Below are 17,883 nucleotides of genomic sequence, written 5' to 3'. Positions count from 1 at the left end.
AACATTACATTAAAAAAATGTAATTTCGCACACTATGAAAATACAAGACATTCAAGCGATACAGTTGTTATTATCAACTCCAAAAAAAATTGCCATAATTCCACACCGAGGTCCTGATGGAGATGCTATGGGTTCTACTTTAGGATTATATCATTTTTTATTAAAAAACAACCACCAGCCTATTGTGGTTTCCCCAAATGAATTCCCTGATTTTTTAGCTTGGATGCCAGGTTCTGAAACAGTCAAAATATACGAAAAAGACAAAGAAAACTGCACCAAAATATTGGAAGATGCCGAGGTGATTTTCACTTTAGATTTTAATGCTTTGCATCGTACAGGTGAAATGGAAACTGTTTTAGAAAAACTAACTGCCCCATTTATCATGATTGATCATCATCAAAAACCAGATGATTATGCAGCCGTTACCTATTCAGACACTTCCTATGGTTCCACTTGTGAAATGTTATATAACTTCATTTTATTTCTTGGCAAAAAAGAAGATATTGACAAAACTATTGGAACTTGCATTTACACCGGAATTTTAACCGATTCAGGTTCTTTCCGTTTTCCAAAAACAACTGGAAACACCCATAGAATCGTTGCTGAACTAATTGATTTAGGTGTTGAAAATACGGAGATTCCTACCTTATTATTTGACAATAGTTCTTATGGCCGTTTGCAATTACTAGGAAGAGCGCTTCAAAACATGAAAGTGATAACGGAACATAAAACTGCTTATACCACACTTACACAAGACGAGTTAAACACTTTTGATTACGTAAAAGGAGATACGGAAGGCATTGTAAATTACGGATTAAGCATCAAAGGAATTCTTTTCACTGCTATTTTCATCGAAAATACAGCAGAAAAAATCATCAAGATTTCGTTTCGTTCCCAAGGCGATTTTGATGTCAATCAATTTGCAAGAGACCATTTCCATGGTGGCGGACATCGCAATGCGGCTGGAGGAAAATCAGAAGTATCGATGGAAGAAACGATAAATAAATTTGAGGATTTAGTAACAAAAATAACGATATAACACATGAAAAACAGCAAGTTAACTGCCATTGCATTCTTTTTGTTGGTATTGGTTGCAAGTTGCAAACAACATCAGGAAGCCCGCAGACCTATTTCTCAAACTTCGGGAACTTTCATGAAGAAATCCATTGCGCGAAATAAAAAATTAATTGCCGGCGAGGAAGGGCAAATCGATGCTGTTATCAGAAGAAATCCAAAAGTGAAATTTATTGCCTCAACCAAAGGATATTGGTATTCTTATTCGCTTAAAAACGAAAAAGATACATTAACCCCTAAAAAAGGAGATGTTGCATTCTTTGACTATGAAATAAAAGATATGAAAGGCAATATCATTTATTCTGAAATCGAATTAAGACCACAAGTATATTATGTAGACAAACAAAACATCATGATGGGATTAAGAGACGGAATCAAATTGATGCACAAAAAAGAGAAAGTAAACTTTCTTTTCAACTCACACATGGGATATGGTTACCATGGCGACAACAAAAAAATAGGTACAAATCAGCCCTTACTTTGCATCGTGACTTTACGTGATTTCATGCCAGAAGATGCATATAAAAAACAAAATGCAGTACAACCAGCATCTGCGCCAGTTGTTAAGCAAGAAGAAGTTTCTACCCAAGCCAAATCAAATGATACTATAACGCAATAATTCACAAATGAAATCGCCTTGATTCAAAAAACTTGAACAAGACTAACGATACCAACTTTTAAAAAATAAACATTAACGCCGTATGAAAAAAAGCTTCCTATTCCTTTTGCTGGTACTTACCACATTGTATTCTTGTAAAGAAGAACACAACACGCTTCCTGATGGTTTATATGCTAAAATTGAAACCAATAAAGGAGAAATCATAGTGCAATTAGATTTCGAAAAAGCACCAATAACAGTAGCCAATTATGTGACTTTGGCCGAAGGAAAAAATGAATTTGTCACCAATGAAAATCTGAAAAAAAGACCTTTTTTTGACGGTTTGAAATTTCACAGAGTAATCAAAGAATTTATGATCCAAACGGGAGATCCACTAGGAACAGGATCTGGAGATACCGGTTATAAATTCAAAGACGAGTTTACCGATTTGAAATTTGACAAAGGCGGTGTTTTGGCTATGGCCAATAACGGTCCGGCGACTAACAGCAGCCAGTTTTTCATTACACATCTTGCAACACCTTGGCTAGACGGGAAACACACCATTTTTGGCCATGTTGTCGAAAAAGGAATGGATGTAGTCAACAAGATTGAGCAAAATGACTTCATCAACAAAGTGACTATCATCCGAAATGGCGAAGCTGCCAAAAAGTTTGATGCCGTGAAAATATTCAATGATTATTTTGCTGTCGAATCTCAAAATCAAAAGAAAAAAGCAGCTCTCGACGCTGAAAACAAAAGAATATACGACGAAAAATACAAAGCTGTCAGAGACCAAAAAATAGCTTATTTTGCAACACTAAAAGCCAAAGCAACAACAACACCTTCAGGATTGCGATACATAATCACTAAAAAAAGTGGTGGTAAAAAACCCGCTAACGGAGCAAGTATTTACATTCATTACGCCGGTTTTCTGGAAGACGGAGAACTTTTTGACGCAAGTATAGAAAGTGAAGCTAAGACTTTTGGAAAATACGATGAAAACAGAGCTGCTCAAAACGGCTACCAACCCATTCCTTTTCAAGCAGGAAAAAAAGATGGCATGATTCCTGGTTTCATCGAAGGACTGGAGAAATTATCCCTTGGTGACAAAGCAGTACTTTTCATTCCGTCAAGATTAGCCTATGGACCAGCTGGAGCAGGTGGCGTAATTCCGCCAAATGCCAATATTATTTTTGAAATTGAATTAATCCAACAATAACTAAAAAAGTCAGACCTTAAATTATTACCCGATGAAATTTAAAATCTTAATTTTATTATTCCTAGGAATGGTAACGGTACATTCTCAAACTAAAAAACCAGTTCCTGCTAAAAAGCCCGGAACAGCAGTAAAAACTATTGCAAAAGCTCCTGTAGCAGTTGAAGGTATTTTTGCTACTATTTCAACTACCAAAGGAGATATTACCGTTCAACTGGAATACAAAAAAACGCCAGTAACTGTTGCGAACTTTATTGCACTTAGCGAGGGAACAAACACTTATGTTTTGGACGATAAACTAAAAGGAAAACCATTTTTTGATGGTTTGAAATTTCACCGTGTCATCAAAGATTTCATGATTCAAGGTGGTGATCCATCCGGTAACGGTTCTGGTGGCCCGGGATATGCGTTCAAAGATGAGTTTACCGATTTGAAATTTGATAAAGGCGGAATTTTGGCTATGGCCAATTCAGGTCCAACCACTAATGGAAGCCAATTCTTCATCACGCACAAAGACACGCCTTGGTTAAACGGAAAACACACTATTTTTGGTCACGTTACACAAGGAATGAATGTTGTCAACTTGATTGCTCAAGATGATGTTATTAAAAAAATCACCATTACCAGAAAAGGAGCTTTGGCAAAACAATTTGACGCCCCAAAAGTATTCTCTGATTATTATGGCAACAAAGCCGAGGACGCAAAGAAACAAGCTTTAATTGATGCTGAAAACCAAAAAAAGCAAGCTGCAATTCAAGCCGAAGAGAAAAAAGCGTATTTTGAAAAATACGGTAGCGTTATCTATGCCAAAGCAGATTATTTAAAAACTGCAAAAGCGACTGCTACAACTACAGCTTCAGGTTTAGCCTATAAAATAGTTCAAAAAGGAAGCGGAGTAAAACCTGCTGACGGAACAACTTTCTATTTTCATTATGCCGGTTATTTTGAGGACGGAACCTTATTTGACAGCAGCTATGAAGACATTTGCAAAGCTTATGGAAAATACGATGCAAACAGAGCCGCACAAAACGGATACCAACCTTTCCCTTTTGAAGCAGGTAAAAAAGACGGAATGATTCCTGGATTTTTAGAAGCATTGAATCTAATGACTTATGGAGACAAAGCAGTGATTTTTATTCCATCTAATTTAGCGTATGGACAAAGAGGTGCTGGTGGTGTAATTCCCCCTAATACAAATCTTGTTTTCGAATTGGAAATGTTTGAAAAACAACCGGCTCCAAAACAGTAAATCCCAAAAAGCATTCAATAAACAAACCCGTCTCGTTCCTAATACCAATAACTTTTATAAAAAAGTCCAATTTGTCAGTTCGAGCGCAGTCGAGAACCATTCTTGCATCTCGACTGCGCTCGATGTGACAAAAATAGAATTGGACTATATTATAGCGACTTTTGGCATAAAAACGAGACGGGGTTATTATTTCAATCTATTTCGATGAAGCCATTTAGTCAAAAAATTCAGCAAACGGATTAGACCGATTAAACGGATTTACACTGATTAAAAAAACATTTTAAAAATCCGTTTTTTTCTGTAGCATCCGTGTCATCTGTATGCTATATAACGCCAATCAGAAAGGAGACTATTTCTTTCCAAATTTCCAGTCGAATTCGTCTTTTTGATTGATAATAGCACCAATCTCAAATTTCACCACTTCATCAAATTCCGTTTGAAAAATAATCCAGTTTTCCTCGTTGAAATAGTTTTCGAACGTGTCGAATTCTTCCTGAGTAAATTTAGTTATTCCTTTGGAAGCCAAATCTTTTTTGACCTCACTTATTTTTCTATTGATTATTTTATTCCCAAACAACTCCATTTCCGGGCTAGACGCCACGATATACCCTAATTTAAAATCTTCCTCTACATAGAACGTCAAACGCATTTTTAGTTTATTGTAGGCAAAAATCACATTATCATCTTCGTCCTTGTAATTCCTATCCGGTTTCCCGTAAATAGCGGTAACATCATTTTGTTTCATTCCGAAAATGAGCTTGTCAATTCCGTTTTTTGGATTTATTTTCATATGTAGATACTATTTGTTTTTTAATGCAATATGGTATCGCCAGATCTTCATCGGTGATTGCGACAAATGTTGTCATGGCGATTTCATAGGTAGTTTATATTTTTTTAAGCAATATGTAATTTGCATAGCGCTACAGTTGTTTATTTCAAACTTGCGTTATACTCCTTTCATCTCGTAATATTTGACCGCAAAGTTCGCAAAGTTTTTCGCAAAGTCCACTACCTTTTTATTTAAAAATTAATAGTACACAAATTCTGCTACTGATTCTAAAATTTACAATTTGGGCGTGACCCGCTAAAAAAAGCGGGTCGGGCTATCCGCTTTAATCTCCCGAAGAAAAATCGGGAGGATTTCCGCTTTTATCCCTCACGCAAAAAAGCCTCAGCACCATAAGAACCTTTGGCTAAACAAAACAATAATTGTAAAAAAATTAGTATCTTTCAATCACAAAACCAACACAATATGACTTGGGCAGCAAAACTGATAAAACACAATAGCGAAAATAGAATCGCCGTCTATTTTGAAAAAAATCAAGACCTGATTGCCCGTATCAAACAAATAGAAGGAGCCAGATGGAGCCAGCAAAAAACAGTTTGGCACCTTCCAGATACAGTAGAAAACAGAGAACGTTTCAAAATAGAACCCCAGGCAAATTCGCTCCCATCTCTTGAGGGAATGGAACAAATAGAGAAATTCAAACAATGGCTTCGTTCTAAACGCTATAGCGAAAGCACTATTACTACCTATAGCGAAGCCTTAAAATCTTTCCTGATTTTCTATCGAGAAAAACCCATTGCCGAAATCAATAATGAAGACGTGATTATCTACAACAACGACTATATATTAAAGAATAAGCTTTCGGCTTCATATCAGAACCAAATTACAAACGCCATCAAGCTATATTTTAAAACTATAAAAAACACTAAAATTGAAGTGGATAAAATTCACCGTCCCAAACGAGCCAAGCTATTGCCCAACGTTTTGAGTAAAGAGGAAGTGAAATCTATCTTGAATGCCCACAGCAACATCAAACACAAAACGATGCTGTCCTTAATTTATAGTTGTGGTTTGCGTCGTGGCGAACTTTTAAATTTAAAACCTGCTGATATAGATTCCAAAAGAGGGATTGTAATTATTCGCCAAAGCAAAGGTAAAAAAGACCGAATTGCTCCTTTGTCTCCAAAAATATTAGAAATGCTCCGAGAATATTATATAGGATATAAACCAAAAACTTGGCTATTTGAGGGACAAAACAACAATACAAAATACGATGAACGCAGTTTATCTAATGTACTAAAACAGGCATTAACAAAATCAAGAATAAGCAAACCCGTAAGTTTACATTGGCTACGACATAGTTATGCCACGCACCTACTCGAAAGCGGAACTGATTTGAGATACATTCAGGAATTATTAGGGCATAGCAGCAGTAAAACTACTGAGATTTACACCCACGTTAGTACGAAAAGTTTGCAACAAATAAAAAGTCCTTTTGATGATTTGTAATATTTATTTTATACATTTAGCTAAATAAATACCAGAGTCTTTTATGGCACAAAGCCAACCCTTTATAGGTAGATTGGAGCCATTTTATGGCTGGTATAAACGAGTTAGCAGGAATACTACAATTCCGTTTCATAAGACCTTATAGTTTGATGTTTTTGGCTAATTGAATTTTATACTTTTCAATTACTTCTGAAAATTCTTCAGGCTCTCCAACTTCAATATCGTTAAGGTTTTTAAATTCTGATGGTCGTAAATCTAATTTTACAACAAATTTTTGTCTATAATCTTGTAGTCTTTTCAATAAACTACCACAACCTCCATCACTATAAGAGCCGCTATAACGAGCATCTTCTTTTAATTGGTTTGCTCTTTTAGTTACTATTTCTGTTAAAAAAGAAAGTTTCATAATAAGTTTAGTTTTTAATTGCCGTACTCCTGATAACAGTGGTTTTGCGAGATTTTCGGCACTTGGTTTAATTTAATTATTCGTTTGTATTTGTTGTTTTCTATCATCAACCGAAGCACAAGGATTTATCTTGCCAAAAATCCTCGCAAAGCCACGATACGTTAGGGTGCATTGCTATATTAAGTTTTCAATTGACAATTCCTCGCACATTCTGAAATAGAAAATATTTTGTAAGTGATGCAATCCAGTGATTTCAACCTGACTTACATATTCAATCCACATTCCTCTTACATAATTAATTTGCATTCCTTTATAATTAAAGCAAGGGAACGTTTTAAAGTCTAATTTTACAGCTCCTAATTTCAATAAAAGTTCTTCTGATAACTTTATAGGTTTTAATGAAAGTGAAGTTATTGGAGTCCATTCTAAAATAAAATGCCCTTTTTCAGATTCATTTTGAACTTTAATTTTATCTTTTTTAATTGCGACTACTTCTCTAATTCCAAAGCATTCAACTAAATTTCCAATTCTTAATTCTGTGTTTTTCATAATTACTTTTAGTTTTAAATTACCCACAACGCACCCTAACACACGTTTGCAGTTATGGCTTACATCGTTTTTTCCTGCGGAAAAACCTCTGATAATCTTAATTTGGGTTTGTACTTGTTATTTTTAGTCCTTAATTTCGCCACATCTGCAAGCGTGGGAACGTCAGGCTGTGAAAAAACCTCCTTTTCCCATTAAAAACCTTGAATTTTCCTGTTCTACAATTGAAATAAAGCCTTTTAAGAAGGCTCTTTTTTTAGGCTACTAATTTCATTAGATAAAAATCAAGGGCATTAGTTAGCTTTAAATGGTTCGTTTTTAGCAAAAACAAGACTTTTGCCTTGTAGGGTGAGTTCCATTTGTGGAGTTTGGCTATCAAATCAGGAACGCCCAGTATATTGATGCTCCGCTTGATGTTATACACCAGCATAATCAGGCTGTGTTCTCCATTTACTTTTTCTAATCCCGTTAAGTTGGTGTGGTTGTAACCCCATTGTCGTTTGATAGTCCCAAAGATGTGCTCGTTAATCTCTTGTCGCTTGCGATACAATTGGGGATTCTCTCGATAGCGTTTGTTGTTTTCTTCTACAGCATCAGCATATTGACCTCGATCAATTTCTCGGCCTCCTGACCGACTCGTACAAAGATGTTTCACCGCGCATTCTTTGCATTTTGACGTTCGGTATTTTTTAAAATTATATCCGTCTTTTGAACTGCTTTTCTTGTGCCAATTCCCTGTGGTATGCAATGTTTCGCCTTGTGGACAAGTATAGGTATCGGTATTTTTATCATATTGAAAATTGGCTACCAAATAATCCGGCTGGGTGCCGTTTTCGTTGCTTTTCCCTTGATTGGGCTGGGCTACAATGGTCGTAATATTAGCTTGCTGACAGATCTCGATTTGTTTTCCGTTGTGATAGCCTTTGTCCACCAAAGCGCTGTACGTTGCAATCCCTAGATTCTCTTTGGCTTCCAAAGCTATTGCTGACAAGGCATTCCTGTCGTTACGGTTGATCGTGTGCGTGGCTACTACCAGATTGTGCTTAGCATCCACGGCAGCTTGGATATTAAACGATATCTCAACTACTTGTCCTTGTACTAATAAAGCCCTAGCATCACTATCGGTAGTACTTATTTGCGGTTCGCCGCTGGCCTTTAGTTTTTCTTCCAAGAGTTCATATCGCAGTTTATTCCCTTTTAAGCGTTCTATTTTTTCTTGGATATTTTGAATTATAACAGGATTTTCTTGTACATCATTTTCCTGTAATGCAGTCAGGTACTCTTGGGTTTTATTCTCGATATATTCTAGGTGTTTATCGATTTTCTTTTGATTGAAATTCGCTTTCTTACTATTATGCGCCCGGCTTTTTGTACCATCAATCGCGATGGTTTCTGCTCCTATCAAATCGATATCTTTCAAGAAGCAAACAAAGAGTTTGAATAAGTTCTTTAGGGCTACAGGATTGTTTTTTCTGAAATCAGAAATGCTATGGTAGTTCGGACAAATCCCCTCTAAAAGCCATTGCATCTCTAGGTTTCTAAAACATTCTTTTTCTAATTTCCGACTACTTCTTATTCCATTAAGATAGCCATACAAATAGATTTTTAAAAATACCGGCGTTTGGTAACTCGGGCGTCCTTCTTTTTTAAGGGTTTGCAGACTAAATCCAAGTCTTAAAATGGAGATGGTATTTACAAAAGCATCGATAAAGCGAACTTGATTGTCGCTGGAAATTGCGTCTTCTAAACTAGAAATGCGCAGCTGATTACGTGAAATTCCTTGAATATGTTGCATTACTAAAAATACGAAAAATCTTCTTTTTGTACAAGCTAATCCCTATATTTGTTATCAACCAAACCGAAGTTTTTTCACAGACTGACGTTATATTCCAGCTTCGTGGGAGTCGCCAAAAGTGGAATAATAATATTTATTCCCATTGTAGGGGGCGTATTTCTCCAGCAGTATAAGCATCAATGATTTGTTCTTTTTCTTGTTGCATTCGTTCTTTTGCTAAAACAATTGCATCTACATAAACACCTCTCATCCTTCTTTCTGTTATGTTGCCGTCAACTTTTCACAAATCTCTTTTTTGTTCTAATTTTTTAATTAATTCTTGCATTGCTGTTTTCATAATTATAATCTGTCATAAATTTCTTCTGGAGTTTCTAAAACACTTAGTGTGTTATCATTTCCAAAATCTATTATTGTTGTTTTTATTTCATTCACTTGAAAAACGTTTCTGTAAAAATTTAAAGCCGAAGCTATATTTACATATATTTTTTCTTTACTTGGTAGTGTTAATACAAGATATTTCATAATTATTCTATTTTTTTAATTTCAATTCGTGCAGTTGGTACATCTAAAAAATGATAATACGCTGGATTTAATTTCGCAGCATCTAAATGTCTTTGCAAATCTCTTTTTGAAGATTCTGCATAATCTTTGTGAACATATTCTTTAAACATTTCACATCCATTTTTGTCGGTTATAAAAACAACGACTGTATTACTCACATCCATAATATATAATTTTTACGTTTTTTTGTATATAATTTTAATCAAAAGTTGTATTTAAAAAAAGCCGAGAATATAACAATTTCTTTGCGATGATTTTCGGCATTTGGTTTAATTTAATTATTCGTGTGTACTTGGTATGTTTGGTTTCAACTCTGAAAATTTCGGGCTTACCACTCCGAAAAACCTCGCAAAGAATCAACGTTAGGAAACAGCTATTCAAATCTGTCGTTAAATTCCTCGTTTGAAATTTCAATTGCTCTTATATATGCTTTTTCTAAATTTTCGTGAAAAAGAGAATCAATATTCCCTTCGTTAAACGTAATTCTCGCTGAATAATCGCATCCGATATAATTTGACTTTACTGATATGCAGTAATTTTTAATTTTGAACCATTCACACAATAAAAATATTTGAGTGTAAATTGGTTTATCTTCAAAACCCGTCATTAATTTTTCTTCTTTAAACCATTTTAAAAACAGTTCTCTTGCTTTTCCTGTTATCATAACTTTGTAAAAATGTAGCCGATTCCCTAACATCTAGTACAACTCACTAGGGCATCGGTCTTTTGGTTAATATTTTTTTGCATTTGTTGTTAATTGTCGCATCGGAAGGCAATTCGCTTACTTATTCCCTAGCGTGATGTACTAGCATGACGTTATATTCCAGCTTCGAGCAACTTTGTAACCAAAGCTACTCTTGCTTTTTTAATTGTAAATAAATAATTCTTTTTTCTTCATCAGTAAATTTTTTAGTACAAAACCATTGTTCAATAGTTTGCCTTTCTATTTCAGCTTTTACAGTTACAAGTATTTCATTAGTCTGTAAATACCATTTATTATATCTTTCTCCATATTCAGCAAAACAATCTTTTTTACACCAATCTCTTGTAGGTTCGTTTATTATTTTTCTGCCTTTTGATAAAATGGCTTGCGTTTTTGTAAGCCTTATAACTTCATCAAGAACATAATTTACTCTTTTTGACCATTTTAATGATTCTGCGATATAAACTTTGTCGCCAATTTTTAATTTTTCCATTTGTTTAATTTAATTTGTTAGTGTTATAAAGCCGATTCCCTAACAGCTAGTACAACCTACTAGGGCATTCGGCTTAGGTTAATATTGTTTTGTGTTTGTTTTAATCTGTTACATCAGAAAGCACTACGCTTGCTTATCCCTAGTGTGGCGTACTAGCGAAACGTTATCTTCAATTGCTACGATTCGTTTTCACAACTCATTCACATTGTAAATTATAAACATTCCCATTTTTGTTTTAAATTTACATTTAGGCATTATTTTATAAGCTATATTTATAAGTTTTATCGCTATTATTTTTTTTATATTTTCTTTCATTTTATTTGTTCTTTAACTTCGTTTAGTAAATTCATCATTGCAAAATCATAAGTAGAATGATGCCAAGCACAATCTAATCCAGCACTTTTTACAAATGGTTTCCATTCTTTTTTTAATCCAAATAAAGTCCATTTTGAGACTAAGACTTCAACAACAAATTTTTTCTCTGATACTTTTCTTATTCTAAACATAGTTTTTTATTGATTAAAAATAGATTTAATAGCTTTTTTAAGCTCACTAATTGCAATTCCTTTTATTTGTCCAGTTCCTTTATATGAATTGATTACTCTTATTATATTTTTTTCCTTAGTAAAATAATTATTAACGTCTTTTACTCGTATTTCTGCAAACTCTTCCATCCATAATTCAACTTGTTTTGGAGTTGGTTGTTTGTATTGTATTTCTCTTACTTTATTTAATAAAAAATTTTCCGCTGTTATCATATGTTTAGTGTTATAAAGCCGAGAATATAACAGCTAGTACAACCTACTAGGGCATTCGGCTTAGGTTAATATTGTTTTGTGTTTGTTTTAATCTATTACATCAGAAAGCACTACGCTTGCTTATCCCTAGTGTGGCGTACTAGCGAAACGTTATCAGGAATACTACGTTAACGTTTCTTTAATTACATTTCTATAATCGAAAAGAAATCCTTTACCAACTCCACAAACTTTAAAAGTATAAGTTTTGTCTTTTTTTAAGTGCCAAAAAACATTTGAATTATCAAATTTGCCGTTTAACATAGAACTTTCACAAATAAAAGTTTCTTTGTCTGTAATTACCAAATAGCGTATTTCTGTACGCATATTGTCTTTTCCACCAGTAATTAATTGTTGTTGTTGTAACTCAATTACTTTGCAATTTTTTACGATTGAAATTTTAGTGTCATTATAAACACCAATTGAAATTGCTCCTACGATTATTAATGCAAATAATCCGAAATAAAGATAAATTTTTGTTCTCATTTTTGTTGATTTTAAAAACACAGCTACTAACATCGGTTTTAAGAAATAGCGGTTTAAGGCTTAATTTGATGTTATTTTTGTGTTTGGTTAATTTGTGTTTAATTAATAATTTTTGTGTACTTTTCCGCTACTTCTTAAAGCCGAGAACCGTCAGGCTGTGAAAAAACCTCCTTTTCCCATTAAAAACCTTGAATTTTCCTGTTCTACAATTGAAATAAAGCCTTTTAAGAAGGCTCTTTTTTTAGGCTACTAATTTCATTAGATAAAAATCAAGGGCATTAGTTAGCTTTAAATGGTTCGTTTTTAGCAAAAACAAGACTTTTGCCTTGTAGGGTGAGTTCCATTTGTGGAGTTTGGCTATCAAATCAGGAACGCCCAGTATATTGATGCTCCGCTTGATGTTATACACCAGCATAATCAGGCTGTGTTCTCCATTTACTTTTTCTAATCCCGTTAAGTTGGTGTGGTTGTAACCCCATTGTCGTTTGATAGTCCCAAAGATGTGCTCGTTAATCTCTTGTCGCTTGCGATACAATTGGGGATTCTCTCGATAGCGTTTGTTGTTTTCTTCTACAGCATCAGCATATTGACCTCGATCAATTTCTCGGCCTCCTGACCGACTCGTACAAAGATGTTTCACCGCGCATTCTTTGCATTTTGACGTTCGGTATTTTTTAAAATTATATCCGTCTTTTGAACTGCTTTTCTTGTGCCAATTCCCTGTGGTATGCAATGTTTCGCCTTGTGGACAAGTATAGGTATCGGTATTTTTATCATATTGAAAATTGGCTACCAAATAATCCGGCTGGGTGCCGTTTTCGTTGCTTTTCCCTTGATTGGGCTGGGCTACAATGGTCGTAATATTAGCTTGCTGACAGATCTCGATTTGTTTTCCGTTGTGATAGCCTTTGTCCACCAAAGCGCTGTACGTTGCAATCCCTAGATTCTCTTTGGCTTCCAAAGCTATTGCTGACAAGGCATTCCTGTCGTTACGGTTGATCGTGTGCGTGGCTACTACCAGATTGTGCTTAGCATCCACGGCAGCTTGGATATTAAACGATATCTCAACTACTTGTCCTTGTACTAATAAAGCCCTAGCATCACTATCGGTAGTACTTATTTGCGGTTCGCCGCTGGCCTTTAGTTTTTCTTCCAAGAGTTCATATCGCAGTTTATTCCCTTTTAAGCGTTCTATTTTTTCTTGGATATTTTGAATTATAACAGGATTTTCTTGTACATCATTTTCCTGTAATGCAGTCAGGTACTCTTGGGTTTTATTCTCGATATATTCTAGGTGTTTATCGATTTTCTTTTGATTGAAATTCGCTTTCTTACTATTATGCGCCCGGCTTTTTGTACCATCAATCGCGATGGTTTCTGCTCCTATCAAATCGATATCTTTCAAGAAGCAAACAAAGAGTTTGAATAAGTTCTTTAGGGCTACAGGATTGTTTTTTCTGAAATCAGAAATGCTATGGTAGTTCGGACAAATCCCCTCTAAAAGCCATTGCATCTCTAGGTTTCTAAAACATTCTTTTTCTAATTTCCGACTACTTCTTATTCCATTAAGATAGCCATACAAATAGATTTTTAAAAATACCGGCGTTTGGTAACTCGGGCGTCCTTCTTTTTTAAGGGTTTGCAGACTAAATCCAAGTCTTAAAATGGAGATGGTATTTACAAAAGCATCGATAAAGCGAACTTGATTGTCGCTGGAAATTGCGTCTTCTAAACTAGAAATGCGCAGCTGATTACGTGAAATTCCTTGAATATGTTGCATTACTAAAAATACGAAAAATCTTCTTTTTGTACAAGCTAATCCCTATATTTGTTATCAACCAAACCGAAGTTTTTTCACAGACTGCCGTTAGGCGTCATTTTACTCGAGCAGAAACCGAAAAATATTAATTAAAATAAATCTATGAATTCAAGTGAAGCGATAAATAACACAAAATGGTTTTCGAAATTTTCATTATGTTTTTTAGCAATTGTTGGTGCTATAAATACTGCTCTTTTTATAATCTTACCACTTTTACCTTATAAACTTTCACAGTTTGTACTTCCTACAGGATTTTTGACTTTAGGATTGGCAATACTATTCTCAATTGGATTTTCTATTTATTGGCACAATAAAGAGAAAAATGGAACTTTTAATTCAACAAAATATATTTCTTGGCTTACAACATTGTTACGTTATTGGATTGCATTTTTACTATTGGATTTTGGATTTCAAAAAATATTTGAAGTCAATTTTAATTATTCATATCATATAAATGATTCCTTATCAAGCGCATTAACGGGTCCAGAACTAACTTGGAAATATTATGGATTTTCTTATGGACTTGCTATAATTTTGGCGTTTTTTCAAATAATTGGTAGCATTCTTTTGTTATTTAAACGTACCATTTTATTAGGTATAACAATACTTTTACCTTTAATGCTGAATATTGTTTTGATTAATATTTTTTATAGTATTGGACCAATTACACTATTTACATCTATCTTAATATCATTAGGTTTAGTTAATCTATTTCTACAGCAAAAAGTTAACATAATAAACTTCTTTAATCAATACAAAAATACACTACCATCAATTGGTAATAATTTTTCACGCTCAATTGCGCGTGTGTTCTGTATTATGATTCCTTGTTTGTTTGTTATTTACTATAATTATGACGTTCATCTTTCAAAAAAATATTTTGGAAAATGGAAAGTCGAATCGATGACTCGTAATGGAAGATTGATTCTTGAAAATGAATGGCAAAACGATACTTTAGCTTGGAAAACAATCTATATAGAAGAAAGAGGAAAAATGTATTATTGTCCAAATCCATATATGTATGTGGATAGTACTTCTCTATTTATGAAGTATCATTACAATGATAAAGAACAAAATTTTAAGGTTATATCTTACGAAAAAAATCCGAATAAACCTGATACAATTCCTGTTCAGATTAACAATTTTAGAAATAAATCAATGCAGTGGAAAATGATTTTATACAAAGACACTATTCAAATGGAATTGAAAAAAGTGAATCCATAAGAAAAAACGAACGCCTAACACAGGTTTGGCAAGATTTGGGTTTTATGCTTAATTTAAAGTTGGTTTTGCATTTGAATAATTAGTCCTTAACCGCAAAATATATCTTAATTTAGTCCCAAACCTCGCCAAGCCTGAGAACGTCAGGCTGTGAAAAAACCTCCTTTTCCCATTAAAAACCTTGAATTTTCCTGTTCTACAATTGAAATAAAGCCTTTTAAGAAGGCTCTTTTTTTAGGCTACTAATTTCATTAGATAAAAATCAAGGGCATTAGTTAGCTTTAAATGGTTCGTTTTTAGCAAAAACAAGACTTTTGCCTTGTAGGGTGAGTTCCATTTGTGGAGTTTGGCTATCAAATCAGGAACGCCCAGTATATTGATGCTCCGCTTGATGTTATACACCAGCATAATCAGGCTGTGTTCTCCATTTACTTTTTCTAATCCCGTTAAGTTGGTGTGGTTGTAACCCCATTGTCGTTTGATAGTCCCAAAGATGTGCTCGTTAATCTCTTGTCGCTTGCGATACAATTGGGGATTCTCTCGATAGCGTTTGTTGTTTTCTTCTACAGCATCAGCATATTGACCTCGATCAATTTCTCGGCCTCCTGACCGACTCGTACAAAGATGTTTCACCGCGCATTCTTTGCATTTTGACGTTCGGTATTTTTTAAAATTATATCCGTCTTTTGAACTGCTTTTCTTGTGCCAATTCCCTGTGGTATGCAATGTTTCGCCTTGTGGACAAGTATAGGTATCGGTATTTTTATCATATTGAAAATTGGCTACCAAATAATCCGGCTGGGTGCCGTTTTCGTTGCTTTTCCCTTGATTGGGCTGGGCTACAATGGTCGTAATATTAGCTTGCTGACAGATCTCGATTTGTTTTCCGTTGTGATAGCCTTTGTCCACCAAAGCGCTGTACGTTGCAATCCCTAGATTCTCTTTGGCTTCCAAAGCTATTGCTGACAAGGCATTCCTGTCGTTACGGTTGATCGTGTGCGTGGCTACTACCAGATTGTGCTTAGCATCCACGGCAGCTTGGATATTAAACGATATCTCAACTACTTGTCCTTGTACTAATAAAGCCCTAGCATCACTATCGGTAGTACTTATTTGCGGTTCGCCGCTGGCCTTTAGTTTTTCTTCCAAGAGTTCATATCGCAGTTTATTCCCTTTTAAGCGTTCTATTTTTTCTTGGATATTTTGAATTATAACAGGATTTTCTTGTACATCATTTTCCTGTAATGCAGTCAGGTACTCTTGGGTTTTATTCTCGATATATTCTAGGTGTTTATCGATTTTCTTTTGATTGAAATTCGCTTTCTTACTATTATGCGCCCGGCTTTTTGTACCATCAATCGCGATGGTTTCTGCTCCTATCAAATCGATATCTTTCAAGAAGCAAACAAAGAGTTTGAATAAGTTCTTTAGGGCTACAGGATTGTTTTTTCTGAAATCAGAAATGCTATGGTAGTTCGGACAAATCCCCTCTAAAAGCCATTGCATCTCTAGGTTTCTAAAACATTCTTTTTCTAATTTCCGACTACTTCTTATTCCATTAAGATAGCCATACAAATAGATTTTTAAAAATACCGGCGTTTGGTAACTCGGGCGTCCTTCTTTTTTAAGGGTTTGCAGACTAAATCCAAGTCTTAAAATGGAGATGGTATTTACAAAAGCATCGATAAAGCGAACTTGATTGTCGCTGGAAATTGCGTCTTCTAAACTAGAAATGCGCAGCTGATTACGTGAAATTCCTTGAATATGTTGCATTACTAAAAATACGAAAAATCTTCTTTTTGTACAAGCTAATCCCTATATTTGTTATCAACCAAACCGAAGTTTTTTCACAGACTGACGTTAGCGGTCAGGCTAAAAGGCGACACAGCAAAAGAAAAACAGTTGACAAATGGGAATTTTTGACTTTTTAAAAAACAAACCAAAAATGGCTGACGAAAAATCAGACAACCAAAATTTGACAAATAAGGTCGAGCTAAAAACTCATTTGGACAGCATACAAAAAGAAATTTATCTATTCTTGAAGCCATTAGGGTTTAAGAAAAAAGGACGGACATTTAACAAACAAACAGAAGACGGAATTTATCAAGTAATCAACATTCAAAGTGGTAGATACGAATTTGGCGACAAGTATGTAATCCCGGGATTTAGGGAAAACTTGTATGGAAAATTTACAGTCAATTTAGGAGTAATGGTAAAAGAAATTTATGAACTTGAAAATCATAACAAACCCAAAGACATTTATCAAGACTATGACTGCCAAATTAGAGAACGACTACCACATTTGACTATTAAACAAGACCATTGGTGGACAATTTCAGACGACAACAATAAAACAGCGAAGGAAGTTATTGACGGACTGAGTTCACACGGACTTGATTGGCTTGACAACTTCGAGAATAGAGATAAGATTTGCAAAAACTTAGGAACTTCTGAAGTTGGTTCGCCTAGAGCAAAATTAGACGTGGCACTTATTGAACTTCTTCGGAACAGAACAAAAGCAGAGAAATTATTTCAAGAGTACTATGACAACATTGAAATTAAAAACGGACATAAAGAATACGTTAAAGGACTTGCCAACAGACTTGGAGTAAATTTAACAGACTGA

20 protein-coding genes are annotated in these 17,883 nt (G+C 34.6%); 7 read left to right on the top strand and 13 right to left on the bottom strand.

Annotated features, from left to right (window positions below; genetic code table 11):
* Positions 1-34 precede the first annotated feature (34 nt).
* The 4 genes from T410_RS09200 (at position 35) to T410_RS09185 (ending at position 4,137) form a co-directional block, all read left to right on the top strand.
* A complete protein-coding gene (locus T410_RS09200; protein WP_035670818.1) occupies positions 35-1,039 on the top strand; it encodes a bifunctional oligoribonuclease/PAP phosphatase NrnA in 1,005 nt (334 codons plus the stop codon).
* 3 nt (positions 1,040-1,042) lie between these two features.
* Complete coding sequence (gene gldI, locus T410_RS09195) at positions 1,043-1,693, top strand: gliding motility-associated peptidyl-prolyl isomerase GldI (RefSeq protein WP_035670815.1); 651 nt, start codon at positions 1,043-1,045, stop codon at positions 1,691-1,693.
* Between the two features lie 82 nt (positions 1,694-1,775).
* Positions 1,776-2,891, top strand: coding sequence for a peptidylprolyl isomerase (locus T410_RS09190; protein ID WP_035670812.1), 1,116 nt, complete (start codon positions 1,776-1,778; stop codon positions 2,889-2,891).
* Between the two features lie 31 nt (positions 2,892-2,922).
* Positions 2,923-4,137: a peptidylprolyl isomerase gene (locus T410_RS09185; protein WP_035670809.1), complete on the top strand. Its 1,215-nt coding sequence runs from the start codon at positions 2,923-2,925 to the stop codon at positions 4,135-4,137.
* Positions 4,138-4,486: 349 nt separating this feature from the next.
* On the opposite strand, the gene T410_RS09180 is transcribed toward T410_RS09185, so the two are convergent.
* Complete coding sequence (locus tag T410_RS09180) at positions 4,487-4,927, bottom strand: hypothetical protein (protein WP_035670807.1); 441 nt, start codon at positions 4,925-4,927, stop codon at positions 4,487-4,489.
* Positions 4,928-5,389: 462 nt separating this feature from the next.
* On the opposite strand from T410_RS09180, the gene T410_RS09175 reads away from it, so the two are divergent.
* Positions 5,390-6,433, top strand: a complete 1,044-nt coding sequence (locus T410_RS09175; protein WP_035670805.1) for a site-specific integrase — start codon at positions 5,390-5,392, stop codon at positions 6,431-6,433.
* A gap of 139 nt (positions 6,434-6,572) precedes the next feature.
* On the opposite strand, the gene T410_RS09170 is transcribed toward T410_RS09175, so the two are convergent.
* The 11 genes from T410_RS09170 to T410_RS09120 form a co-directional block, all read right to left on the bottom strand.
* Positions 6,573-6,839 (bottom strand): hypothetical protein, encoded by a 267-nt coding sequence (locus tag T410_RS09170; RefSeq protein WP_035670803.1) that lies wholly within the window; start codon positions 6,837-6,839, stop codon positions 6,573-6,575.
* A gap of 174 nt (positions 6,840-7,013) precedes the next feature.
* Positions 7,014-7,388 (bottom strand): hypothetical protein, encoded by a 375-nt coding sequence (locus T410_RS09165; protein WP_035670801.1) that lies wholly within the window; start codon positions 7,386-7,388, stop codon positions 7,014-7,016.
* 253 nt (positions 7,389-7,641) lie between these two features.
* Positions 7,642-9,180 (bottom strand): IS1182 family transposase, encoded by a 1,539-nt coding sequence (locus tag T410_RS09160; protein ID WP_238567358.1) that lies wholly within the window; start codon positions 9,178-9,180, stop codon positions 7,642-7,644.
* Positions 9,181-9,519: 339 nt separating this feature from the next.
* Positions 9,520-9,702, bottom strand: coding sequence for a hypothetical protein (locus tag T410_RS09155; protein ID WP_035670798.1), 183 nt, complete (start codon positions 9,700-9,702; stop codon positions 9,520-9,522).
* Between the two features lie 2 nt (positions 9,703-9,704).
* A complete protein-coding gene (locus tag T410_RS09150; RefSeq protein WP_035670795.1) occupies positions 9,705-9,905 on the bottom strand; it encodes a hypothetical protein in 201 nt (66 codons plus the stop codon).
* A gap of 209 nt (positions 9,906-10,114) precedes the next feature.
* A complete protein-coding gene (locus tag T410_RS09145) occupies positions 10,115-10,405 on the bottom strand; it encodes a hypothetical protein (RefSeq protein ID WP_035670792.1) in 291 nt (96 codons plus the stop codon).
* A 187-nt stretch (positions 10,406-10,592) separates the two neighbouring features.
* The gene (locus T410_RS09140) at positions 10,593-10,937 is read right to left on the bottom strand and encodes a hypothetical protein (protein WP_035670789.1); all 345 of its coding nucleotides are present in this window, start codon (positions 10,935-10,937) and stop codon (positions 10,593-10,595) included.
* 311 nt (positions 10,938-11,248) lie between these two features.
* Positions 11,249-11,443, bottom strand: a complete 195-nt coding sequence (locus tag T410_RS09135) for a hypothetical protein (RefSeq protein WP_035670786.1) — start codon at positions 11,441-11,443, stop codon at positions 11,249-11,251.
* Positions 11,444-11,449: 6 nt separating this feature from the next.
* Complete coding sequence (locus tag T410_RS09130) at positions 11,450-11,695, bottom strand: hypothetical protein (protein ID WP_035670784.1); 246 nt, start codon at positions 11,693-11,695, stop codon at positions 11,450-11,452.
* Between the two features lie 162 nt (positions 11,696-11,857).
* Positions 11,858-12,217, bottom strand: a complete 360-nt coding sequence (locus T410_RS09125; protein ID WP_152556947.1) for a hypothetical protein — start codon at positions 12,215-12,217, stop codon at positions 11,858-11,860.
* A 241-nt stretch (positions 12,218-12,458) separates the two neighbouring features.
* Positions 12,459-13,997, bottom strand: coding sequence for an IS1182 family transposase (locus T410_RS09120; RefSeq protein ID WP_238567358.1), 1,539 nt, complete (start codon positions 13,995-13,997; stop codon positions 12,459-12,461).
* A 141-nt stretch (positions 13,998-14,138) separates the two neighbouring features.
* Between T410_RS09120 and T410_RS09115 the strand changes: the two genes are divergently transcribed.
* Positions 14,139-15,260, top strand: coding sequence for a hypothetical protein (locus T410_RS09115; RefSeq protein ID WP_035670779.1), 1,122 nt, complete (start codon positions 14,139-14,141; stop codon positions 15,258-15,260).
* A 231-nt stretch (positions 15,261-15,491) separates the two neighbouring features.
* Here T410_RS09115 and T410_RS09110 read toward each other — a convergent pair whose 3' ends face one another.
* Positions 15,492-17,030, bottom strand: a complete 1,539-nt coding sequence (locus tag T410_RS09110) for an IS1182 family transposase (protein WP_238567358.1) — start codon at positions 17,028-17,030, stop codon at positions 15,492-15,494.
* 172 nt (positions 17,031-17,202) lie between these two features.
* On the opposite strand from T410_RS09110, the gene T410_RS09105 reads away from it, so the two are divergent.
* On the top strand, positions 17,203-17,883 hold the full coding sequence (locus T410_RS09105; RefSeq protein WP_193743737.1) for a DUF4304 domain-containing protein: 681 nt from the start codon (positions 17,203-17,205) through the stop codon (positions 17,881-17,883).

It is taken from the genome of Flavobacterium sp. 83 (assembly GCF_000744835.1).
In the GTDB taxonomy this organism is placed as follows: domain Bacteria; phylum Bacteroidota; class Bacteroidia; order Flavobacteriales; family Flavobacteriaceae; genus Flavobacterium.
Note: the sequence above shows the minus strand (reverse complement) of the source record. Positions and strands in the feature narration are given on the sequence as shown.